23 protein-coding genes and 2 tRNA genes are annotated in these 21,259 nt (G+C 69.8%); 11 read left to right on the top strand and 14 right to left on the bottom strand.

Annotation, left to right across the window (positions count from 1 at the left end; translation table 11 throughout):
* Positions 1-16: 16 nt before the first annotated feature.
* On the bottom strand, positions 17-682 hold the full coding sequence (locus AB1285_RS07415) for a hypothetical protein (protein ID WP_370428529.1): 666 nt from the start codon (positions 680-682) through the stop codon (positions 17-19).
* A 50-nt stretch (positions 683-732) separates the two neighbouring features.
* Here AB1285_RS07415 and AB1285_RS07420 point away from each other — a divergent pair, with 50 nt between their 5' ends.
* The gene (locus AB1285_RS07420; RefSeq protein WP_315636901.1) at positions 733-1,620 is read left to right on the top strand and encodes an acyl-CoA thioesterase; all 888 of its coding nucleotides are present in this window, start codon (positions 733-735) and stop codon (positions 1,618-1,620) included.
* A 7-nt stretch (positions 1,621-1,627) separates the two neighbouring features.
* Here AB1285_RS07420 and AB1285_RS07425 read toward each other — a convergent pair whose 3' ends face one another.
* The 4 genes from AB1285_RS07425 to AB1285_RS07440 form a co-directional block, all read right to left on the bottom strand.
* Positions 1,628-2,116, bottom strand: coding sequence for an acyl-CoA thioesterase (locus tag AB1285_RS07425; RefSeq protein ID WP_187664025.1), 489 nt, complete (start codon positions 2,114-2,116; stop codon positions 1,628-1,630).
* Positions 2,117-2,123: 7 nt separating this feature from the next.
* On the bottom strand, positions 2,124-3,803 hold the full coding sequence (gene ettA, locus AB1285_RS07430) for an energy-dependent translational throttle protein EttA (protein WP_025103391.1): 1,680 nt from the start codon (positions 3,801-3,803) through the stop codon (positions 2,124-2,126).
* Between the two features lie 80 nt (positions 3,804-3,883).
* Positions 3,884-4,369, bottom strand: a complete 486-nt coding sequence (locus AB1285_RS07435) for a DUF6993 domain-containing protein (protein ID WP_370428528.1) — start codon at positions 4,367-4,369, stop codon at positions 3,884-3,886.
* A gap of 9 nt (positions 4,370-4,378) precedes the next feature.
* The gene (locus AB1285_RS07440; RefSeq protein WP_315636903.1) at positions 4,379-4,834 is read right to left on the bottom strand and encodes a single-stranded DNA-binding protein; all 456 of its coding nucleotides are present in this window, start codon (positions 4,832-4,834) and stop codon (positions 4,379-4,381) included.
* Positions 4,835-5,040: 206 nt separating this feature from the next.
* On the opposite strand from AB1285_RS07440, the gene AB1285_RS07445 reads away from it, so the two are divergent.
* Entirely contained in the window at positions 5,041-5,316 is a 276-nt protein-coding gene (locus AB1285_RS07445; RefSeq protein WP_292795213.1) for a hypothetical protein, read from the top strand.
* Between the two features lie 27 nt (positions 5,317-5,343).
* On the opposite strand, the gene AB1285_RS07450 is transcribed toward AB1285_RS07445, so the two are convergent.
* Positions 5,344-5,419 (bottom strand) — tRNA-Arg (locus tag AB1285_RS07450).
* 61 nt (positions 5,420-5,480) lie between these two features.
* Between AB1285_RS07450 and orn the strand changes: the two genes are divergently transcribed.
* The 6 genes from orn (at position 5,481) to AB1285_RS07480 (ending at position 8,098) form a co-directional block, all read left to right on the top strand.
* Positions 5,481-6,107: an oligoribonuclease gene (gene orn / locus AB1285_RS07455; protein ID WP_187664022.1), complete on the top strand. Its 627-nt coding sequence runs from the start codon at positions 5,481-5,483 to the stop codon at positions 6,105-6,107.
* 36 nt (positions 6,108-6,143) lie between these two features.
* Positions 6,144-6,219 (top strand) — tRNA-His (locus AB1285_RS07460).
* An 87-nt stretch (positions 6,220-6,306) separates the two neighbouring features.
* Positions 6,307-6,936, top strand: a complete 630-nt coding sequence (locus tag AB1285_RS07465) for a LysE family transporter (protein WP_370428527.1) — start codon at positions 6,307-6,309, stop codon at positions 6,934-6,936.
* Positions 6,937-6,966: 30 nt separating this feature from the next.
* Positions 6,967-7,314, top strand: a complete 348-nt coding sequence (locus AB1285_RS07470) for a metallopeptidase family protein (RefSeq protein WP_187664020.1) — start codon at positions 6,967-6,969, stop codon at positions 7,312-7,314.
* Positions 7,311-7,604, top strand: a complete 294-nt coding sequence (gene clpS / locus AB1285_RS07475; protein WP_268776351.1) for an ATP-dependent Clp protease adapter ClpS — start codon at positions 7,311-7,313, stop codon at positions 7,602-7,604. The genes AB1285_RS07470 and clpS overlap by 4 nt, the downstream gene beginning before the upstream one ends.
* On the top strand, positions 7,601-8,098 hold the full coding sequence (locus AB1285_RS07480) for a DUF2017 family protein (protein ID WP_363444080.1): 498 nt from the start codon (positions 7,601-7,603) through the stop codon (positions 8,096-8,098). The genes clpS and AB1285_RS07480 overlap by 4 nt, the downstream gene beginning before the upstream one ends.
* 6 nt (positions 8,099-8,104) lie before the next feature.
* Here the strand turns inward: AB1285_RS07480 and AB1285_RS07485 are convergent, their stop codons facing one another.
* Genes AB1285_RS07485 through gatC form a run of 6 tightly spaced genes read right to left on the bottom strand, consistent with a single transcriptional unit; the run spans position 8,105 to position 13,657 of the window.
* Complete coding sequence (locus AB1285_RS07485) at positions 8,105-8,686, bottom strand: hypothetical protein (protein WP_315636906.1); 582 nt, start codon at positions 8,684-8,686, stop codon at positions 8,105-8,107.
* The gene (locus AB1285_RS07490; protein ID WP_071328758.1) at positions 8,670-8,987 is read right to left on the bottom strand and encodes a hypothetical protein; all 318 of its coding nucleotides are present in this window, start codon (positions 8,985-8,987) and stop codon (positions 8,670-8,672) included. The genes AB1285_RS07485 and AB1285_RS07490 overlap by 17 nt, the downstream gene beginning before the upstream one ends.
* Positions 8,988-9,024: 37 nt before the next feature.
* Positions 9,025-10,281 carry a DNA polymerase IV gene (dinB, locus tag AB1285_RS07495; protein ID WP_187664016.1) on the bottom strand — a complete coding sequence of 419 codons (1,257 nt, stop codon included), beginning with the start codon at positions 10,279-10,281 and terminating at the stop codon, positions 9,025-9,027.
* Between the two features lie 48 nt (positions 10,282-10,329).
* Entirely contained in the window at positions 10,330-11,844 is a 1,515-nt protein-coding gene (gatB, locus tag AB1285_RS07500) for an Asp-tRNA(Asn)/Glu-tRNA(Gln) amidotransferase subunit GatB (RefSeq protein ID WP_259951623.1), read from the bottom strand.
* Positions 11,844-13,361 (bottom strand): Asp-tRNA(Asn)/Glu-tRNA(Gln) amidotransferase subunit GatA, encoded by a 1,518-nt coding sequence (gene gatA, locus AB1285_RS07505; protein ID WP_259951625.1) that lies wholly within the window; start codon positions 13,359-13,361, stop codon positions 11,844-11,846. The genes gatB and gatA overlap by 1 nt, the downstream gene beginning before the upstream one ends.
* Positions 13,358-13,657, bottom strand: coding sequence for an Asp-tRNA(Asn)/Glu-tRNA(Gln) amidotransferase subunit GatC (gene gatC / locus AB1285_RS07510; RefSeq protein WP_025103377.1), 300 nt, complete (start codon positions 13,655-13,657; stop codon positions 13,358-13,360). The genes gatA and gatC overlap by 4 nt, the downstream gene beginning before the upstream one ends.
* Before the next feature lie 65 nt (positions 13,658-13,722).
* On the opposite strand from gatC, the gene AB1285_RS07515 reads away from it, so the two are divergent.
* Genes AB1285_RS07515 through AB1285_RS07525 form a run of 3 tightly spaced genes read left to right on the top strand, consistent with a single transcriptional unit; the run spans position 13,723 to position 17,799 of the window.
* Positions 13,723-15,423 carry a long-chain-fatty-acid--CoA ligase gene (locus AB1285_RS07515; protein WP_187664013.1) on the top strand — a complete coding sequence of 567 codons (1,701 nt, stop codon included), beginning with the start codon at positions 13,723-13,725 and terminating at the stop codon, positions 15,421-15,423.
* Between the two features lie 46 nt (positions 15,424-15,469).
* Entirely contained in the window at positions 15,470-17,308 is a 1,839-nt protein-coding gene (locus tag AB1285_RS07520; RefSeq protein WP_370428526.1) for a DEAD/DEAH box helicase, read from the top strand.
* Between the two features lie 11 nt (positions 17,309-17,319).
* Positions 17,320-17,799, top strand: coding sequence for a GNAT family N-acetyltransferase (locus AB1285_RS07525; protein ID WP_370428525.1), 480 nt, complete (start codon positions 17,320-17,322; stop codon positions 17,797-17,799).
* Positions 17,800-17,802: 3 nt separating this feature from the next.
* Here AB1285_RS07525 and ligA read toward each other — a convergent pair whose 3' ends face one another.
* Together ligA and mnmA are read right to left on the bottom strand one after the other, a co-directional pair.
* A complete protein-coding gene (ligA, locus tag AB1285_RS07530; RefSeq protein ID WP_370428524.1) occupies positions 17,803-20,118 on the bottom strand; it encodes an NAD-dependent DNA ligase LigA in 2,316 nt (771 codons plus the stop codon).
* A 38-nt stretch (positions 20,119-20,156) separates the two neighbouring features.
* Positions 20,157-21,254 (bottom strand): tRNA 2-thiouridine(34) synthase MnmA, encoded by a 1,098-nt coding sequence (gene mnmA, locus AB1285_RS07535; protein WP_370428523.1) that lies wholly within the window; start codon positions 21,252-21,254, stop codon positions 20,157-20,159.
* Positions 21,255-21,259: the final 5 nt, after the last annotated feature.

The following is a 21,259-nucleotide window of genomic DNA, read 5'->3' on the forward strand; positions in this document are numbered from 1 at the left end:
CCTGCCTGCGGTCACGTCAGGCGGTGGAGCCGGTGGCCCGCACCCCCGTCAGTCCGGTGGCGACGGGGCCCCGTGCGAGGACGTGGCCGCGGCGGAACGCGAGCCGCGTCCAGCGGCCGGACCGCGTGACGGTCACGTCCTCTTCACCGGAGATGAAGCCCAGCGCGTCCGCGGCGAACGCCACGCCCCGCGGCAATCCGCCGAGGTCGTCGTCCGGCTCGCCCCAGATGGCCGCACGAAGCGCGCGCACGGCCTCCTCACCCGACCCCGGTCCCGCACCGTGGGCGACCGCGGAGATGCCCCACTGTGCACGCTGCGCGATGGTGGAGGCGGGCAGGACGGACTCCGCGAGCCAGCCCTGCCGCGGGGGCGCGACGCCGGCCCATGCGGGCGAGAGGGCGGTCTCGGGCAGCCCGAGGCGCTGCGGGTCGTCCGTCGGGCTCAGGGCGTCGATCACGAGGTCGCACTCGAGCTCCGGATCGGCACGGACGATGCGCATGGCGAGGATCGTCGGCGTCTGGTCGAAGAGCCCCTGGGGTGCGAGGACCGCCGTCGTGAGCGCCAGGACGCCGTGATGGGCCTGCAGGCGAACCCCTTCGTCGGACACCCGGGCCGCGCGGCCCGTGAACGTGAGGACATCCTTCGCCGTGTCCGGATCGGCGAGCAGGAGCTGAGGGGTCACGCGTTCTAAACTACCAACGAGCGGCGACCCGGGGCCGCGGAGGGGAACACATGAGCGCCGACGAACACGCCATCCAGACCGTGGAGCGTCTTCTCGACGTCCTCGACCTCGACGCCACCCAGGCGCGGACCACCGAGGACATCTTCACCGGTTCGTCGCACCCGATGCCGAGCGGCCGCATCTACGGCGGTCAGGTGCTCGCGCAGACCCTCGTGGCCGCGGAGCGCACGCTGCCGGAGGACCGGGCCGTCCACTCGATGCACGGGTACTTCCTCCGCCCCGGCGACGCGAGCCAGGGCATCACCATCGCCGTCGACCGCATCCACGACGGCCGCTCGTTCTCCACCCGTCGGACTCAGGCATACCAGAACGGCGTCCCGATCTTCTCGATGATCGCCTCGTTCCAGGACGCCGACCCCGGAGTGGAGCACGCCGAGCCCATGCCCGCCGGTATCCCTGTCCCCGAGGACCTCGTCCCCGATGAGGACCGGGTGCCGGGCCTCGCCGGCGGTGCACGGCGCATGCTGAGCGAGCGCGCCGCGGACATCCGCCACGTCGACTCCCCGCTCTATCTGCCGAACGATGATGAGAGGGTTCCGCGGCAGGCGGTGTGGATGCGGCTGCGTGCCCCGCTCCCTAACGACCAGCGGCTGCATCGGGCCGCGCTCGCCTACCTCAGCGACATGACGATCCAGGAGTCGATCCTGCGCGCTCACGGAGTGTCATGGTCGCTGCCCGGGTTGAAGGTCGCGAGCCTGGACCACGCGATGTGGTGGCATCGTCCGGCCCGCGTGGACGAATGGCTCCTCTACGTGCAGGAGTCGCCGAGCGCCCGGGGCGGTCGCGGTCTGGCCACGGGGCGGGTGTACACCCGTGAGGGCGCGCTGGTCGCGAGCGTCGCGCAGGAGATCATGATTCGCGTCCCGGAGGATCACTGACCTGCGCTCAGCGGTGGGCGTACTCGATGGAGGGGCCGACGTACGGCTCCCATGCCTCGCGCATCTCCGCGGTCAGCCGCGTCGGCCGCCCGGTCCCCGCGTCGACGAGCACGATGACGGCCGTGGACCGCGCGTAGAGTTCACGCGGCTCGGCGGCCGGGTCATTGTGCACCTCGTAGCAGACCTCGACGCTCGAGCCACCGAGCTTCCCGAACCACATCTGCACCTCCAACGGGCGGCGCTGATACGGCACCGGAGCGAGGTACTCGATCTCCTGCCGCGCGATGAGCGTCAGGATGCCTTCCTCGATCCCGGAGTCGAGGACGGCCGTGGACGGCGCCTGCTCGCCGGGTCCCGCCCGCCAGAACGCGCGGACGCGCGCCTCCTCGAGCAGCTTCAGCATCGAGGTGTTGTTGACATGGTTGAACGCATCCAGATCGCCCCAGCGGAGCTGGATCGGGATGTGCAGGCGGGAACCCGGCGAGTCGGTGCTCATGACCGGCTCAGTCGCGCGTGAGCTTGCGGTGGGTCGAGCGGTGGGGCTTGGCCGCGTCCGGCCCGAGGCGCTCGATCTTGTTCTGCTCGTAGGCCTCGAAGTTGCCCTCGAACCAGTACCACTGGTCGGGCTTCTCGTCCGTGCCCTCGTACGCGAGGATGTGCGTCGCGATCCGGTCGAGGAACCACCGGTCGTGGGTGATGACCACGGCGCAGCCGGGGAACTCGAGCAGCGCGTTCTCCAGGGAGCTCAGGGTCTCGACGTCGAGGTCGTTGGTCGGCTCGTCGAGGAGGAGCAGGTTGCCGCCCTCCTTGAGGGTGAGCGCGAGGTTCAGACGGTTGCGCTCACCACCGGAGAGCACGCCGGCCTTCTTCTGCTGGTCCGGACCCTTGAACCCGAACTTGGACACGTAGGCACGGGACGGGATCTCGGTCTTGCCGACCGTGATGAAGTCGAGTCCGTCGGACACGACCTCCCACAGGGTCTTGTTCGGGTCGATCGACGAACGCGACTGGTCGACGTAGCTGATCTTGACGGTCTCGCCGATCTTCAGGTCTCCGCCGTCCAGGGGCTCGAGACCGACGATGGTCTTGAACAGGGTCGTCTTTCCGACGCCGTTCGGACCGATGACGCCGACGATGCCGTTCGGCGGGAGGCTGAAGCTCAGGCCGTCGATGAGCGAGCGCCCGTCGAAGCCCTTCTTGAGGTTCTTCGCCTCGATCACCACGTTGCCGAGTCGAGGACCGGCAGGGATCTGGATTTCCTCGAAGTCCAGCTTCCTCGTCCGCTCCGCCTCGGCCGCCATCTCCTCGTACCGGGCGAGACGGGCCTTCGACTTGGTCTGGCGGCCCTTCGCGCTGGAGCGGACCCAGTCGAGCTCGTCCTTGAGGCGCTTCGCGAGCTTGGCGTCCTTCTTGCCCTGGATGTCGAGGCGCTCGGCCTTCTTCTCCAGGTACGTCGAGTAGTTGCCCTCGTAGCCGATGAGGCGACCGCGGTCGACCTCGGCGATCCACTCGGCCACGTGGTCGAGGAAGTACCGGTCGTGGGTGATCGCGATCACGGCGCCCTTGTACGACTGGAGGTGCTGCTCGAGCCAGAGCACGCTCTCCGCGTCGAGGTGGTTGGTGGGCTCGTCGAGGAGCAGCAGGTCGGGCTTCTGCAGCAGCAGCTTGGCCAGCGCCACACGGCGCTTCTCGCCACCGGAGAGCGGAGCGATGGCCGCGTCGCCGGGCGGGGTGCGCAGGGCGTCCATCGCCTGCTCGAGCTGGGAATCGAGGTCCCAGCCGTCCGCCGCGTCGATCTCCTCCTGCAGCGTACCCATCTCCGCGAGCAGCGCATCGAAGTCGGCGTCCGGGTCGGCCATCAGCGCGGAGATCTCGTTGAACCGGTCGACCTTGGCCTTGATGGCGATGCCGTCCTGGATGTTCTCCAGGACCGTCTTCGACTCGTCGAGCTCGGGCTCCTGCATGAGGATGCCCACGGAGTAGCCCGGCGAGAGCTTGGCTTCACCGTTGGAGGGCGTGTCGAGCCCCGCCATGATCTTGAGGATCGTCGACTTTCCGGCGCCGTTGGGGCCGACCATGCCGATCTTCGCGCCCGGCAGGAACGCCATCGTGACGTCGTCCAGGATGAGCTTCTCACCCACCGCCTTGCGGGCACGAACCATGGAGTAGATGTACTCAGCCACCGAAAACCGCTCCTTCTGTTGGCGTCGAAGATCGACACTCCAGCCTACCGGCCGTGAGCGGGCTTATCTGTGTACGCGGGTCACCAGTCGATCGGCCGCGTCACGCCCACCAGACAGCGCCCGCCGGCGAGCTGTGGCATGACGGTGGTCACGACGGCGCCGGTGGAGGGCCCGACCTGCCCGATCAGGCACTCCTCCTCGCCCCAGCGGACCGAGAACTGGATGCTCTCCGCCGGGTTCCCGACCGTGGACTGGTCCGGCGTGAGCTGCATGGCGTCCCGATCGAATCCCGCCGCGACGAGACCGTCGACGTATGCCCGCCCCTCCGCACGCTGCTCCGTGCCCCACACCTGTTCGGCCACTGCGGTGAACACGGGAAGGTTGTCTGCGGCGCTCCCGCCCGGCACCAGAGCAGGCGCGGCCGGCGGTGTCGGCGTGGCACTGGCCGTCCCGGTCGGGGTCCGCGTCACCTCCGGCTCCGGGGCGCATCCGGCGAGGACGGCTGCCGAGAGACCGGCGACGAGCACGAGCGCCGCAGCGCGGGAGTTCAGGACCGATCGGAGCACGAGCAGAGTCTAGGCCGCCTCGCTCTCCGCCGGCTGTTCCCACGCGTCGCGCCCTTCCTCATCGGTCGTCGGGACGTCCCCGCTCTCCTCCGCATCCGTGGGAGACGGACGGGTGCTCGGTCGGTACGCGGTGGTCCCCCACCGCAGATCGTGTCCGATCGTGTCGGCGTCGATGTCGACGCTCGTCCCCTGCTTGCCATTGCTCTCCCACGGTCGTACGCGCAGTCGTCCCGAGACGATGACGCTGTCGCCGACCCTGAGCGATGCGCGCGCATGCTCCGCGAGCTGGCGGAAGGCGGCGATCGAGAACCAGTTGGTCCCCGCATCCACCCACGAGCCGCTCGCTGCGTCGAAGCGACGGTGCGTGCTCGCCAGCCGGAAGTTCGTGACGGGCACCCCCGCACTCGTCCGCCCCGGGGTGGGCTCCGTCGCGACTCTCCCCACGATGGTCACGGTGTCGATCATGCGTTCGTCCTCTCGCTGCCGGCTCAGCGGCCGGATGCCCTCCAGCGTGCACCTCGCGGAGCAGGTTGCAGGGGCACGATCGCGCGATCTGTGGACGGGCTAAGGCAACCGTCATCCGTGCAGAAGAAGCCAGGTCACCGCCGGATATCGATGCGCGGGCCAATGTCGGTGGTCGGTCGTATGTTCGAACCATGGAAGGAGAGACCATGACCGCCACCACCACCGCTTCGATCCCTGCTCCCGGAATCCCCCTCGTGGCCCCGCCGCTCGCGTCCCGGCGAGAGCACCTCGTCCGTGCCGCCGATCACCTGTGGCGCGTACAGGACAGCCGCGAGCACGTCCTCGGCCACCTGCGCGTGGTGGCCGATCCCCTCGGCCTCCGGTACCGGGCGGAGCGGCTCCATCTGGCGACGGGTGACTTCCGGCTGATCGGCGAGTTCTGGCGCGCGGACGACGCCGTCGACGCGCTGCGACACTGCTGACCTCCGGTCGACGTGACCGGCGATCACTGGCGCCCCCGGCAGGATTCGAACCTGCGACCAAGAGATTAGAAGGCTCCTGCTCTATCCCCTGAGCTACGGAGGCGGACATCTCTACCGTACCGCGCTCCCCCGGCGGATGTCGGGGCCGTCGATAGGATGGCGACATGGTGACTGCTTCCGAGAACGACCGCCTCGTCTGGATCGACTGTGAGATGACGGGACTCGATCTCGCCATCGATGAACTGGTCGAGATCGCGGTGGTGGTCACCGACTTCGAGCTGCGTCCGCTCGACCCCGGCTTCCAGGTCGTCATCCGTCCGAGCGCGGACGCCCTCGCGCACATGAACGACTTCGTCACCGCGATGCACGAGACCTCCGGGCTCATCGAGGAGATCCCGCAGGGGATCAGCCTCGAGGAGGCGGAGGAACAGACGCTGGCCTACATCCGCCGCTTCGTCCCGCTGGAGCGCCGCGCGCCTCTCGCCGGCAACACGATCGGCACCGACCGGATGTTCCTCGCGAAGTACATGCCACAGGTCGACCAGTGGCTGCACTACCGGAACGTCGACGTCTCCAGCATCAAGGAGCTTTCCCGCCGCTGGTACCCGCGGGTGTTCTTCCAGGCACCTGCCAAGGACGGCGGGCACCGCGCGCTGGCGGACATCCTCGAGTCGATCCGCGAGCTGCGTTACTACCGCGAAGCCGTCTTCGTCGACGAACCGGGACCTTCCAGCGATGATGCGAAGGAGATCGCCGCCCGCACGGTGTCGGAGTTCACCTCGAACATGTAATAGACTCGTGGGGTTGCCTGTTTCGGCGGGCGCATGGTGGGTATAGCTCAGCTGGTAGAGCGCCTGGTTGTGGTCCAGGAGGTCGCGGGTTCAAGCCCCGTTACTCACCCCAGCTCGAAGAGGCTCGGACCGTTCGGTCCGAGCCTCTTCGCCTTTCGGCCGGTCCGGCCCCGTGGTCGCGCGGCCCTAGACTGTCCTGGTGTCACTGGCGGTCTGGTTCTCCCTTCTCACCGCATCCGTGGTGATCAGCTTCACGCCGGGAGCCGGCGCGATCAACACGATGTCCAACTCCCTCACCCAGGGCTGGAAGCGCTCGATCTGGGGCATCATCGGCCAACAGATCGCGCTCATCGTCCATGTGGTGATCGTCGCCGCTGGAGTCGGGCTCCTCGTCTCACGCTCGGATCTCCTGTTCAACGTCATCCGGTACGCCGGCGCCGCCTACCTCGTCTACCTCGGGATCCGGTTGATCCTGACCCGGCCCGCGCCGGCACTCGACGACGCGCCGGATCCTGTGGACGTCCGGGAGAGCCACTGGTCGATGATGCGCCGCGGGTTCTGGGTGAACCTGCTGAACCCGAAGGCGATCGTGTTCTTCCTCGCGTTCATCCCGCAGTTCATCCGACTGGACCAGCCACCGCTCCCCCAGTACCTGGCACTCGTCGCGACGGTCGTGGTCGTCGATGTCCTGGTGATGTGGGGGTTCTTCGCCACAGCGGCGCGTCCCTTCCGGCGTCTCACGCGCTCCCCGCAGGGACAGCGGATCCTCAACACGGTGTTCGGAACCCTCTTCATCGGCGTGGCAGCCCTCCTCGTCCTTCTGCACTGAGCACCCGGCCGTCGCCGTAGGCTGGAGGGGATGGACATGGACGCCGCGGCCTTCGAGGCCCTCGTGATCGACGAGCTCGACCAGCTGCCCGATGAGATGGTCGAGCAGCTCGAGAACGTCGTCTTCGTCGTGGAGGACCGTCCGGAGGACGGCGGCCTCGACCTGCTCGGCCTGTACGACGGCCTGGCGCTGACGGAGCGCACGCAATACGGGATGGGCGAGCTCCCCGACCGCATCATCGTCTACCGGGAGCCGCACCTCGCACAGTGCGACGACATCGACCAACTCCGTGACGAGATTCACACCACGCTCGTCCATGAGATCGCGCACTTCCACGGCATCGACGACGCGCAGTTGCATGAGCTCGGGTGGGCATGACCATGTCGACCGCTCTTCCCGAGGTCGAGGAGACCACTGACCTGTTCGCTGCTCCGCTGGAGCCCTGGGAGGTCGTCGTATGGAACGACCCCGTGAATCTGATGAGCTACGTCGTGCGCGTCTTCCGCACCTACTTCGGCTACACGACCGAACACGCCACCCGCCTCATGCTCGCCGTTCATCACGACGGCCACGCGATCGTCGCCACCGGCCCGCGAGAGACCATGGAGGTGCACGCTCAGGCGATGCACGACTACGGACTCTGGGCGACCGTCAGGAAGGCCGCATGAACACCACGCCGATCACCGTCTCCGTCGCCACGATCGAGGGGATGCACCTGGCCCGACTCGTCGATGACTTCATGGAGGTGCTGCGGGACTCCGAACAGGACGACCCGGGGGTGGCCCGGCTGACCCCGAACGCCTACCCGGACGACGACGATGCGTCGGCCGCATTCGCCTCCGCCACGCGCGCGGACCTCCTCGACCGGCGGTTGCACGACGCCCGCACGGTTCGCGCATCGCTGCAGATGTTCGACCCCGACGCCGAGGTGACCGATGCCGACGCCCGGATCCCCCGCGATGTCGTGGTGCGCCGTGACCACGTGGACTCCTGGCTGCGCACCCTCACCGCCATCCGCCTCGTGATCGCGACGCGCCTCGGCATCACCGACGACGAGCCCGACGTCGGGGGCGATGGTCAAGCGGTGTACGACTGGCTGGGATACCGCCTCGAGCTCCTCATCGAAGCCGTGGATGAGAGCGACGCCGACGCACTCCGCTGAGTGAGCTCAGGGAACCTCGACGACTCGGGTGGCGAGTTCGCGGGGGTGGTCCCGCTCGACGTGACGGCGCTCCTGCGCCGCCCAGCGGTCCCAGTGCGGGCGGTAGGTGTCTCCGTCCCGGGCAAGCGCCCGTGACTTGCGTGACTGTTCCCCGGATTCCACCCAGACGCGGACATCCGCCAGCCGTGCCGTGGACGGACGCAGGATCCCGCTGCCCTCGACGATGACCCCGAGTGCGGGATCCACAGCGTGGGTCTCCGCCTCCTCGCCGCGTTCCCAATCCCAGCGACGCCAGGCGCCGAGCAGGCCGCGTCCGTGCGGGCGGAGGATGCCCTCCAGCGCCTTCTCCGCGCCCCCGTCGAGTCCGTCCCAGCCCGGGTACAGCGAATCCAGCGCGATGACCTGCACGCGGCCGGCAACCGGCCAGGCATGTGCCACACGCGCAGCCAGAGAGGTCTTGCCGGCGCCGCTTCCCCCGTCGATGATCACGACAGGATTGGACGCCGCGAGTGCGCGGACGTCCTCGACGATCAGTGTCGCGGCGCGCGAGAGAGCAGCTGCGACCGCGTCGTCACTTCTTGAGGGCACGGATGATGCGCGTGAGTGCCCGACCTGTGACCCAGACGAAGGGCACGGCCACGACCAGGAGCGTCACGATGTTCGGCTCGAAGCGCAGTCCCTCTTCGCGACGGACATAGACACCGACCGGGACCGACACGCCGCCGCCCCCGCCGCCTTCTCCTCCGTCGCCGCTGGCGCCGCCGAAGCCCGCGTAGGTGAACGCCACCGGAGTGACGGTGACACCGTCGATCTCCTGCGGCTCCCCGTATGCGCTCTTCACGCCGAAGGACGCGACCTGATTCCCGAGTTCCAGTGCAATGTTCGGCATGTTCCCACGGTAGCCGACGGCGGCCTCCGGCGCGCGGTCAATCGACGCCGTGATCCTTCGGATGGCGAGCGGCACCTCGTCCTTCACCTCGTCCGATGTGGCGCGCTCTGCTGATCGTCGCCGAACCGAACCGTGCCATGGCCTCGTCGACCGCCCCCTCGACCTTGCGCCAGCCCTCGTCGTCATCCCAGAGCGCCAGCGCGCTACCTCCCGCAGGCCGGAGGTTCTCGGCGCGGACTCCCACGAGGCGGATCGGGTCGCGACGCTCGATGAGCGCGAACAGACCCTGCGCCGCCTCGCCGATGCGCTGTCCGACCGCGGTGGGTTCGCTCAGCGTCTGCGATCGGTTGACGGTCCGGAAGTCGTCGAAGCGGATCTTGATCGCGACCGTGGAGGTCTCCCACCCGGCCCGACGCAGGCGGGCGCCCACGCGATCGGCGAGCCGGAGCAGTTCGGCGCGGAGGAACGCTCGATCCGTGATGTCCTGGTCGAACGTCTCCTCGTGGCCGATGCTCTTCTCCACGCGCTCGGTGTCGACGGCGCGGGGGTCCTCTCCCCGGGCGAGCTGCGCGAGCCGCGTGCTGAGCGCCGGCCCGACAGCCCGGTCCAGCATCTCCGGCGGCGCCGTGCGCAGGTCGTCGATCGTGCGGAGGCCGCGGGCTTCCAGAGCTTCCGCCGCCTTCGGCCCCACTCCCCACAGCGCCCGTACCGGGCGCGGCGCGAGGAACGCGAGAGTGTCGTGCTCGGCGACCACGAGCATTCCGTCGGGCTTTGCCATGGTCGATGCCATCTTCGCGACGTGCTTGGTCGCGGCCACGCCGACGCTGCAGGTGATGCCGACCTCCGCGAGGACGCGCTCGCGGATCTGGGCGGCGATCCGGGCCGGACTCCCCCAGAGCCGGCGCACACCCTGCACGTCGAGGAAGGCCTCGTCCACCGACAAGGGTTCCACGAGCGGCGTGAACGACTCGAAGATCGCCATCACCTGCCGCGAGACCTCTTGATACCGAGAGAAGTGCGGCGGGACGATACGTGCGGTGGGACACAACCGCAGAGCCTGCGATACGGGCATGGCGGAGCGCACGCCGTAGCGCCGTGCTTCGTAGGAAGCGCTGGAGACCACCGATCGTCCGTCCGGGGATCCGATGATCAGCGGCAGCCCGCGAAGACCCGGATCATCCAGCACCTCGACGGCGGCGTAGAACGCATCCATGTCGACGTGGAGGATCCGCGTCCCGGAATCGTCGGCGTCGGCCGAGGACACCATGCGGCCTCTGCCATCACCGTGTCCCATGAGTCCATTGTCCCCCGGGCCTCCGACACGGAGGCCCGGGGGCGAGAATCACTGCGCGGCGCGCTCGAGGATGAGTTCGCGGACGCGTGCGGCGTCGGCCTGGCCCTTCATGGCCTTCATGACCGCGCCGATGATGGCACCGGCCGCCTGGACCTTGCCATCCTGGATCTTGGCCATCACGTCGGGCTGCGCGGCGAGAGCCTCGTCGATCGCCGCGATGAGGGCGCCGTCGTCCGAGACCACGGCGAGACCACGGGCGTCGACGACCTCTTGCGGCGTGCCTTCCCCGGCGATCACGCCCTCCAGCACCTGGCGCGCGAGCTTGTCGGTCAGCGTGCCGGCATCGACGAGCTGCTGCAGTGCGGCGACGCTCTCCGGGCTGACCAGGTCGACCGCGTCCTTCTCCTGCGCGTTGGCGAGGCGGGTGATCTCCCCCGTCCACCACTTCCGTGCCGCGGCGGGCGTGGCCCCGGCGGCGATCGTGGCCTCGACGACGTCGAGCAGACCGCCGTTGCGCACGTCCTGGAACTCCAGCGGGGTGAAGCCCCACTCGTCCATGAGCCGGCGACGGCGGGCGACGGGCTGCTCGGGCAGCGCCGCACGCAGCTCCTCGATCAGCTCGCGGGGAGGCTGCACCGGAAGCAGGTCGGGCTCGGGGAAGTACCGGTAGTCGTCGGCGTCCGACTTCGGACGGCCGGGAGAGGTGGTCCCGGTGTCCTCGTGCCAGTGCCGCGTCTCCTGGGTGATGGTGCCGCCGTCGGCGAGGATCTGCGCCTGGCGCTGGATCTCGTACCGCACCGCACGCTCCACCGAGCGCATCGAGTTGACGTTCTTCGTCTCGGTGCGCGTGCCGAGCTTCTCCTCGCCACGAGGACGGAGAGACACATTGGCGTCGCAACGGAGGTTGCCGCGCTCGAGGCGAGCCTCGGAGATCCCGAGCCCGCGGACGATGTCGCGGATCGCGGCGACGTAGGCCTTGGCGACCTCGGGGGCCCGGTGATCGGTGCCGAAGATGGTCTTCGTCACGATCTCGACGAGCGGGACACCGGCACGGTTGTAGTCGACGAGCGAGTACTCGGCACCCTGGATACGCCCGGTCGAGCCGCCCATGTGCGTGAGCTTGCCGGCGTCCTCCTCCATGTGCGCGCGCTCGATCGGGATCGTCACCATCGTGCCGTCCTCGAGCTCCACCTCCACCGAGCCCTCGAAGGCGATCGGCTCGTCGTACTGGGAGATCTGATAGTTCTTGCCGAGGTCCGGATAGAAGTAGTTCTTCCGGGCGAAACGGCTGGACTCGGCGATCGAGCAGCCGAGCGCGAGGCCGAGGCTGATCGAGGATCGGATGGCCGTCTCGTTGACGACCGGCAGCGAACCGGGCAGACCCAAATCGACCGGCGCGATCAGGGTGTTCGGCTCCGCCGCGTGGTACGCCTCGTTCGCGGGGTTGGGCGCGTCGGAGAACATCTTCGTGTTCGTGTTGAGCTCGACGTGCACCTCGAATCCGAGGACCGGCTCGAACATCTCGAGCGCCTTGTCGAAGTCCATGAGCTTGGCAGCGGCCATCAGCGCGCGCCTCCTTCCAGCTGGGGGGCACGGGACAGCAGCGGCGCGCCCCAGGAGTCCACGAGCAGCGTCTCGAGGGCGGCGCCCACGCGGTACAGACGAGCGTCCTCCCGCGCCGGGGCGAGGAACTGGATGCCGACGGGCAGGCCGTCGTCGTCCGCAAGACCACTCGGGATCGAGATGCCGGGGACACCGGCGAGGTTCGCCGGGATCGTCGTGATGTCGTTGAGGTACATCTGCAGCGGGTCGTCGATCTTCTCACCGAGCTTGAACGCGGTGGTCGGGGCCGACGGGGTCGCGATGACGTCGACATCGGCGAAGGCCGCGGCGAAGTCCTGCTGGATCAGCGTGCGGACCTTCTGCGCGCTGCCGTAGTACGCGTCGTAGTAGCCCGCCGACAGCGCGTAGGTGCCGAGGATGATGCGGCGCTTGACCTCGTCGCCGAAGCCGGCGTCGCGCGTGGCGGACATCACGTCCTCGACGGTGGGGTTCCCGGCCGGGGTGACGCGGAGACCGAAGCGCACCGAGTCGAACTTGGCCAGGTTGCTCGAGGCCTCCGCCGGCAGGATCAGGTAGTAGGCGGCCACGCCGTACTCGAAGTGCGGCGCACCGATCTCCACGATCTCCGCGCCCTGCGCCTCGAGCAGCGCCAGCGCGCTGCGGAACGACGCCGCGACGCCCGGCTGGAAACCGCTGTCGGGGAGCTCGCGGATGACGCCGACGCGCAGACCCTTGAGGCCGTCGCCGCGCGCACCCTCGCGTGCGGCCGCCGCGAAGGACGGCCACTGCTCGTCGAGCGACGTGGAGTCCTTCGGGTCATGGCCGCCGATCGCGTCGTGCAGCAGACCGGCATCGAGCACCGTGCGGGTGACCGGGCCGACCTGGTCGAGGCTCGACGCCAACGCGATGGCGCCGTATCGGCTGACACCGCCGTACGTCGGCTTCACGCCGACCGTGCCGGTCACGTGCGCAGGCTGACGGATCGATCCGCCGGTGTCGGAGCCGAGGGCGAGCGGGGCCTCGAAGGCGGCGACGGCGGCGGCAGAGCCCCCACCCGAGCCCCCGGGGATCCGGTCGAGATCCCAGGGGTTGCGTGTCGGGCCGTAGGCGGAGTGCTCCGTCGACGAGCCCATCGCGAACTCGTCCATGTTCGTCTTGCCGAGCGGGATGAGTCCGGCGGCACGGGAGCGGGCCACGACCGTCGCGTCATACGGCGAGCGGTAGCCCTCGAGGATCCGCGAGCCGCTCGTGGTCGGCTGATCGGTCGTGACGAGGACGTCCTTGATCGCGAGCGGGACACCGGCGATCGGCCCGAGGTCCTCCCCCGCGGCACGGCGGGCGTCGATGTCGGCCGCGGCCTCGAGCGCGTGCTCGTTGACGTGCAGGAACGCGTGCACGGCGCCGTCGACCTGGGCGATGCGGTCGAGGTGCGCCTGCGTGGCCTCGACGCTGGAGACCTCGCGCGTCGTGAGCTTGTCGGCGAGCTCCGCCGCCGTCAGTCGGATGATGTCGCTCACTGCTCTTCTCCCAGGATCGCGGTGACGCGGAACCGGCCGTCGGCCTGGTCCGGGGCGTTCTGCAGCACCTGCTCGTGCGTCAGCGTCTCGCCGACCACGTCGGGACGGAACACGTTGCTCAGCGGGATCGGGTGGCTGGTCGCGGCGACATCGGCGGTCGCGACCTCGGACACCTTGGCGATGTTGTCGACGATGGCGTCGAGCTGGCCGGTGAGCCGCGTCACCTCGTCGTCGTTCAGCTGGATGCGCGCGAGCACGCCGAGATGGCGCACAAGATCAGGGGTGATTTCAGACACGCTCCCCAGTCTAGTTGGCGAGCCGCCCGCCGCTCGGTGCGGCGCGGCCCGCCTAAGCTGGGCGCGTGAGCACGTTCCAGCCCCCTCGCCCGTGGATCGCCAGCTACGCCGACGGCGTTCCGGAGGACCTCGCCCCCGTCAGCGGCTCCCTCGTGGACATCGTCGCCGCGTCGGCGCGGGACTATCCCGATGCCCCGGCCCTGCAGTTCTTCGGCAGGGAGACCACCTACGCACAGCTGCAGGAGGCGATCGATCGCGCCGCCGCGGGGCTCCGGGATCTCGGCGTGCGCGCCGGCGACCCGGTCGCCATCGTCCTGCCGAACTGCCCCCAGCACATCGTGGCGTTCTACGCCGTGCTGCGACTCGGAGCGGTCGTGGTCGAGCACAACCCGCTCTACACCCCCCGCGAGCTGCGCAAGCAGTTCGAGGACCACGGCGCCAAGCACGCGATCGTCTGGAACAAGGTCGTGGCGACGGTTCAGGAGTTCCCGAGCGACCTGGCCGTCTCGACGCTCGTGTCCGTTGACGTCACTCGCGCCATGCCCGCACTCACCCGCTTCGCGCTCCGGCTGCCGGTGGCGAAGGCGAGGGAATCGCGGGCGGCGCTGACCGAGCGCGTCCGCGGCACCGTCCTCTGGGAGTCGGTGGTCGCCGGTGCCCCGATCCCCGCCTCGCATCCGCAGCCCGGCACGGACGACCTGGCGATCATCCAGTACACGTCGGGGACCACGGGCACGCCGAAGGGCGCCGCCCTCACCCACCGCAACCTCCTCGCCAATGCGGCACAGTCCCAGGCCTGGGTCCCGTCCATCCAGCGCGGCAAGGGCTGCGTCGTGTACGCCGTGCTGCCCATGTTCCACGCCTACGGCCTGACCCTCTGCCTCACCTTCGCGATGTCGATGGGGGCGCGCCTCGTGCTGTTCCCGAAGTTCGATCCCGATCTCGTGCTGGACGTGGTCAAGAAGCACCCGGCGACGTTCCTGCCGCTCGTGCCGCCCATCGCCGACCGGCTGCTCGCGGCCGCCAACGCCAAGGGCGTCTCCCTCGACGGCATCGAAGTGGCGATCTCCGGCGCCATGGCGCTGCCGCACGAACTCGTCGTCCCGTTCGAAGCCGCGACGCACGGCTATCTCGTCGAGGGCTACGGTCTGAGCGAGTGCTCCCCCGTCCTCATGGCGAACCCGGTGGCCGACAACCGTGTCCCCGGCACGGTGGGCCTCCCGCTCCCCGGGACGGAGTGCCGCGTCGTCGATCCGGAGAACCCCACCGAGGACGTCCCGGCCGGTTCCGCCGGCGAGCTCGTCGTGCGCGGCCCTCAGGTCTTCTCCGGGTATTACGGAAAGCCCGAGGAGACGGAGGCCGTGTTCGTCGACGGCTGGTACCGGACGGGCGACATCGTCACGATCGACGACGCCGGATTCGTGCGGATCGTCGACCGGATCAAGGAGCTCATCATCACGGGCGGCTTCAACGTCGCCCCCACCGAGGTCGAGAACGCGCTGCGCCAGCATCCGTCGGTCGTCGACGCTGCGGTCGTCGGACTGCCCAGCGACCACTCGGGCGAGGAGGTCGTGGCGGCGATCGTCGTCGACCCCGGGGCCGATGTCGATGTCGAGGCGATCCGCGAGTACGCCCGCAGCATCCTCACGCCGTACAAGGTGCCGCGCCGCGTCTTCGTCGTCGACGAGCTGCCGACGTCGCTGATCGGCAAGGTGCTCCGCCGGCAGGTGAAGGAGAAGCTGCTCGCCCTCACCTCGGGCGTCTGACCCGGTCGCACAGGAAGCGGGTCGCCAGGCGCGCTACCCTTGGGAAGTGACCCCTGAAGAAGTGACCCCCACCGACGCCCCTGACGAGTCCCCCGCAACCCCCGGATTCGAGGACCTCGGCATCACCGGGCCGGTCCTCAAGGCCATCAAGGATCTCGGTTACGAGACCCCCTCGCCCATCCAGGCCGCGACGATCCCGACGCTGCTCGCCGGCCGCGATGTGGTCGGCATGGCGCAGACCGGCACCGGCAAGACCGCCGCCTTCGCCCTCCCCGTGCTGGAGCGGCTCGACGTCACGCAGAAGACGCCGCAGGCCCTCGTCCTCGCCCCGACCCGCGAGCTCGCGCTGCAGGTCTGCGAGGCCTTCGAGTCCTACGCGTCGCGCATGAAGGGCGTGCACGTGCTCCCCGTCTACGGCGGTCAGGGCTACGGGGTGCAGTTGTCCGCGCTCCGCCGTGGCGTGCACGTCGTCGTGGGAACCCCCGGCCGCATCATGGACCACCTCGCCAAGGGCACGCTCGACCTCTCCGAGCTGCAGTACCTCGTGCTGGACGAAGCCGACGAGATGCTGAAGATGGGCTTCGCCGAAGACGTCGAGCAGATCCTCGCGCAGACGCCGGAGGAGAAGCAGGTCGCCCTGTTCTCGGCGACGATGCCCGCGCAGATCCGCCGCCTCGCGCAGCAGTACCTCCGCGACCCGGAGGAGATCACGGTCAAGTCCAAGACCGCGACCAACACGAACATCACCCAGCGCTACCTCGTCGTCTCCTACGCGCAGAAGGTGGACGCGCTGACCCGCATCCTCGAGGTGGAGAACTTCGACGGGATGATCGTCTTCGTCCGCACGAAGAACGAGACCGAGACCCTGGCCGAGAAGCTCCGCGCCCGCGGATACTCCGCCGCCGCGATCAACGGCGACGTGCCGCAGGTGCAGCGCGAGCGCAGCGTCAACCAGCTCAAGGACGGCAAGCTCGACATCCTCGTCGCCACGGACGTCGCCGCCCGCGGCCTCGACGTCGAGCGCATCAGCCACGTGGTCAACTTCGACATCCCCACCGACACCGAGTCGTACGTCCACCGCATCGGACGGACCGGGCGGGCCGGCCGGACGGGTGACGCGATCAGCTTCATCACCCCGCGCGAGCGCTACCTGCTCAAGCACATCGAGAAGGCCACGCGTCAGCAGCCCACGCAGATGCAGCTCCCGAGCACCGAGGACGTGAACACGACGCGGCTCGCCCGCTTCGACGACGCCATCACGACCGCGCTCTCGGAGACGACGCGCATCGACGCGTTCCGCGACATCATCGCCCACTACGTGCGGCATCACGATGTGCCGGAAGGCGACGTCGCGGCCGCTCTCGCCGTGGTCGCCCAGGGCGCCACGCCGCTGCTCCTCGACCCCGCCCAGGACGCCCTGTCGCAGGCCGTGGCCGCCGACAACCGCCCGCCGCGCGAGCGGCAGACGCGGGAGCCGCGCGAACCCCGGGAGCGTCGCGGCCGCGGCGACTACACGCCGTACCGCATCGAGGTGGGTCGCCGGCACCGCGTCGAGCCGCGGCAGATCGTGGGCGCGCTCGCGAACGAGGGCGGTCTGGGCCGCGACGACTTCGGGGCGATCAACATCCGTCCCGACTTCTCGATCGTCGAGCTTCCGGCGAACCTCGACCCCGCCGTCCTCGACAAGCTCCGCGACACCCGTATCTCGGGACGACTGATCGAGATCGCTCCCGACCGTGGCCCCGGGGCGCGGCGCGGGTCGTCCTCGCGCGACGGCGACGGCCGTGGTCGCCCGACCCGCTACGACCGGCGCGACCGCGACGAGCGCCCGGCGCACGGCGACCGCGAGGAGAAGCCCTTCCGGAAGCCCCGTCACAAGGCCTGAGCGGACCGACGATGCGCATCGACCGCGCCGGCAGGGAGGATCTCCCCGCGCTCGCCCAGCTCAAGTGGCAGGACGTGCCGAGGGACCTGACGGCCGGTCGATCGCTCGACACGTACACCGCGGAACTCGGCGACTGGTGGCAGGCGCACGCCCACACCCACGTCGCCTTCGTCGCGCGCGCCGAGGAGGATGACCGTATCGTCGGTGCCGCCTGGGTCGCCCTCGTGCCGCGTGTGCCGCGGCCCGGGGCGGTCGATCGCATCTCCGCGGACATCCAGAGCGTCTTCGTCCTCCCGGAGCATCGAGGGCGCGGAGCGGGCCGCGGCCTCGTCGCCGCCGCCTGCGCGCACGCCGTGTCCGTCGGTGCCGAGCGGATCACCGTGCATTCGAGCGAGGCCGCCGTGGGTCTCTACCAGAAGCTGGGATTCGCGGACTCACCGCGGCTGCGACAGTTCCTCGCGCCCACCACGGCGGCCCCGGAGAGCGCCTGAGCCTCACTCCAGCGCCGCAGGGCCCTCCGTGACCAGCACGTGGAACTGCGCGGCGTCGAGGATGCGGACGCCGAGCTCCTCCGCCTTCGCGAGCTTGGAGCCGGCGCCGGGACCCGCGGCCACGAAGTCGGTCTTCTTGGAGACGCTCGAGGCCGCCTTGCCGCCGGCCTTGATGATCGCCTCCTGCGCGCCCTCGCGGGTGTAGCCGTCGAGAGATCCCGTCGCGACCACCGTGAGGCCTTCCAGCACTCCCCCGGCGGCGACAGCTGCTCCCGGCCCGGGGTGGCCCGGCGTCGCCCACTGCACGCCCGCATCCGTCCACTGCCGGACGATGTCCTGGTGCCAGTCGACGTCGAACCACGCGAGCAAGGAGTCGGCGATGATGCCGCCCACGCCCTCGACCGCGGCGAGCTCTTCCCGCGATGCCTCCCGGATCGCGTCGAGCGACCCGAACCACTGCGCGAGCGCCCGCGCCGCGACCGGTCCGACGTGGCGGATGTTGAGGGCGACGAGCAGCCGCCAGAGGTCTTTGGTCTTCGCCTTCTCCAGCTCCGCGAGCAGTGTCAGCGCCTGCGAGGACGGCTGCGGACCTTCCAGACCCGACTTCTTCTCGGCGGCGGTCGGGTTCCGTCGGAACGGCGCGCGCGTCTTCACGAGGCCGTCCTCGTCCTCGCGCGGCAGACCCGTCTCCGCATCACGTACGACGACCTCGATCGGCACGAGCTGCTCCAGCGTGAGGGCGAACAGCCCCGCCTCCGTGCTCAGAGGGGGCTCGGCCGGAGTCGTGGGCTGGGTCAGGGCCGCCGCGGTGACCTCGCCCAGGGCCTCGACATCGAGGGCGCCGCGGGAACCGATGTGCTCGACGCGTCCGCGCACCTGCGCAGGGCACGACCGCGCGTTCGGGCAGCGGAGGTCGATGTCGCCCTCCTTCATGGCGCGCAACGGCGTGCCGCACTCGGGGCAGTCGGCCGGCATGACGAACTCCCGCTCCGTCCCGTCCCGCTTCTCGACCACGGGGCCGAGCACCTCGGGGATCACGTCGCCCGCCTTCCGGAGCACCACGGTGTCGCCGATGAGCACGCCCTTGGCCTTGACCACGTCCTTGTTGTGGAGCGTGGCCTGACGGACCACGGATCCGGCGACGTGAGCCGGTGCCATGACCGCGAAGGGAGTGGCGCGACCGGTGCGCCCGACGGAGACGACGATGTCGAGGAGCTTCGTCTGCACCTCCTCCGGCGGGTACTTGTAGGCGATCGCCCAGCGGGGGGCCCGGCTCGTGGCCCCGAGCTCGTCGTGCAGGTCGAGCTCGTCGACCTTGACCACGATGCCGTCCAGTTCGTGCTCGATGTCGTGCCGGTGCTCCCCGTAGTGCTCGACGAAGGCGACGACGTCGTCGATGCTGCGGCACACCTTGGTGTGCGGGCTCGTCGGCAGCCCCCAGGCGGCCAGCAGCTCGTAGACCTGGCTCTGCGCCGCGACCGGCGGGTTCGTCCAGGCGCCGATGCCGTGCACGTAGAGCGCGAGCGACTCGATGCGCAGCAGGCCCGCTTCGAGCTCCAGGCCGTCCTTCTTGTCGATCTGCTGACGCAGGCCGCCGCTGGCGGCGTTGCGGGGATTGGCGAAGGCCGGGAAGCGCCGCGCCGCCGCGGTGCGCGCCTTCTCCTCATCGAACGGCCTCTTCGCGCCGCCCCTGGCCTCCCACCGCGCGAGGGCGTCGGCATACGCGCGGTCGCGGAAAGCCGCCTGCGCCGCGTTCAGGCGCTCGAACGCGGCGACGGGGATGAAGACCTCTCCGCGGACCTCGACGATCGGCGGGTGTCCCTCCCCGGCGAGCCGCTCCGGGATCTCGGGGAGCCGGAGCGCGTTCTCGGTGACGATCTCGCCGACCCGCCCGTCACCGCGGGTCGCGGCCGACGTCAGGACGCCGTGCTCGTATCGCAGATTGATCGCGAGCCCGTCGATCTTGAGTTCGGTCAGCCAATCGACGTCGCGCCCGGCGGCCGCCCGCGTCTTCTGCGCCCACTCCCGCAGCTCCTCGATCGAGAAGACGTTGTCGAGGCTGAGCATGCGCTCGGCGTGCTCGATGGTCGCGAGCCCTGTCGCCTCGGCCGCGCCGACCATCTGCGTCGGCGAGTCCTGACCCTGGAGCTCGGGGTGCAGGCGCTCGAGCTCTTCCAGGCGCCGCATCCAGCCGTCGTACGTCGCGTCGTCGACGAGCGACGTGTCGCGCCCGTAGTACGCGTCCTTCGCCGCGAGGATGCGGGTGGTCAGCTCCTCCGCCTCGCTGCGGGCGTCTTCCAGTGAGATGTTCTCCGGCACCCCGCCAGTCTAGGAGCGGGGACCGACATCCACCCGGATCAGACGCCGACCGGAACGGCGGAGACGGTCGTATCGATCGTGAACTGCCCGAGCACACGTGTGCCGACGTAGAGCACGGCGGTCTGTCCCGGGGCGACGCCGTCGAGCGGAGTCTGCGGCACCACGCGGACGCCCTCCGCGGTCACGGTGGCCGTGGCGGGCACCGGCTCGGCGTGCGCGCGGATCTGCACATCGCACGCGAACGTCGACGCGGCAGGTGCGGCGCCGGCCCAGCTGAAACGCTCCCCCGCGATCTCGGCGATCGCCAGGGCCTCCTTGGGGCCGACGACCACCGTGTTCGACACGGGACGCACCTCGAGGACGAAGCGGGGCTTGCCGTCCGGCGCCGGGACACCGAGCTTGAGCCCGCGCCGCTGGCCGACGGTGAACGCGTGCGCGCCCTCGTGCGCGCCGACGACCGCGCCCGTGCGATCGACGATCTCACCGGTGGCCGTGCCGACCTTCTCGGCCAGCCACCCCCGGGTGTCGCCGTCGGGGATGAAGCAGATGTCGTGACTGTCCGGCTTCTGGGCCACGCTGAGACCGCGCTGCGCCGCCTCCGCCCGCACGAGGGCCTTCGACGGCGTGGTCCCGAGCGGGAAATAGGTGTGCGCGAGCTGGTCGGCCGTCAGGACACCGAGCACGTAGGACTGGTCCTTCGCGTTGTCCGAGGCCCGGTGCAGCTCGAGACCCTCAGGACCGTCCACCAGGGTCGCGTAGTGTCCGGTGCAGACGGCGTCGAAGCCGAGCTCCAGGGCGCGCTCCAGCAGGGCCGCGAACTTGATCTTCTCGTTGCACCGCATGCACGGGTTCGGAGTACGACCGGCGCGGTACTCCGCGACGAAGTCGTCGATCACGTCATCCCGGAAGCGCTCGGAGAAGTCCCACACGTAGAAGGGGATGCCCAGGAGGTCGGCGGCCCGGCGGGCGTCCAGCGCGTCCTCGATCGTGCAGCAGCCTCGACTGCCGGTGCGCAGGGTCCCCCCGGCGCGGGAGAGCGCCAGGTGCACGCCCACCACATCGTGCCCCGCCTCGACGGCCCTGGCGGCCGCGACGGCGGAGTCCACACCGCCGCTCATGGCCGCAAGGATTCGCATGGGTC

Source organism: Microbacterium sp. NRRL B-14842 (genome assembly GCF_050470785.1).

Bases quoted from the DNA above. Each gene is read 5' to 3' on its own strand.
- AB1285_RS07490 (WP_071328758.1), bottom strand. From the start codon at position 8,987: ATGCCGAACATTGCACTGGAACTCGGGAATCAGGTCGCGTCCTTCGGC.
- gatB (WP_259951623.1), bottom strand. From the start codon at position 11,844: ATGGCCGCTGCCAAGCTCATGGACTTCGACAAGGCGCTCGAGATGTTC.
- clpS (WP_268776351.1), top strand. From the start codon at position 7,311: ATGACCATGTCGACCGCTCTTCCCGAGGTCGAGGAGACCACTGACCTG.
- AB1285_RS07480 (WP_363444080.1), top strand. From the start codon at position 7,601: ATGAACACCACGCCGATCACCGTCTCCGTCGCCACGATCGAGGGGATG.
- AB1285_RS07425 (WP_187664025.1), bottom strand. From the start codon at position 2,116: ATGAGCACCGACTCGCCGGGTTCCCGCCTGCACATCCCGATCCAGCTC.
- orn (WP_187664022.1), top strand. From the start codon at position 5,481: ATGGTGACTGCTTCCGAGAACGACCGCCTCGTCTGGATCGACTGTGAG.
- AB1285_RS07420 (WP_315636901.1), top strand. From the start codon at position 733: ATGAGCGCCGACGAACACGCCATCCAGACCGTGGAGCGTCTTCTCGAC.
- AB1285_RS07470 (WP_187664020.1), top strand. From the start codon at position 6,967: ATGGACATGGACGCCGCGGCCTTCGAGGCCCTCGTGATCGACGAGCTC.
- AB1285_RS07445 (WP_292795213.1), top strand. From the start codon at position 5,041: ATGACCGCCACCACCACCGCTTCGATCCCTGCTCCCGGAATCCCCCTC.
- AB1285_RS07525 (WP_370428525.1), top strand. From the start codon at position 17,320: ATGCGCATCGACCGCGCCGGCAGGGAGGATCTCCCCGCGCTCGCCCAG.
- mnmA (WP_370428523.1), bottom strand. From the start codon at position 21,254: ATGCGAATCCTTGCGGCCATGAGCGGCGGTGTGGACTCCGCCGTCGCG.
- dinB (WP_187664016.1), bottom strand. From the start codon at position 10,281: ATGGGACACGGTGATGGCAGAGGCCGCATGGTGTCCTCGGCCGACGCC.
- AB1285_RS07440 (WP_315636903.1), bottom strand. From the start codon at position 4,834: ATGATCGACACCGTGACCATCGTGGGGAGAGTCGCGACGGAGCCCACC.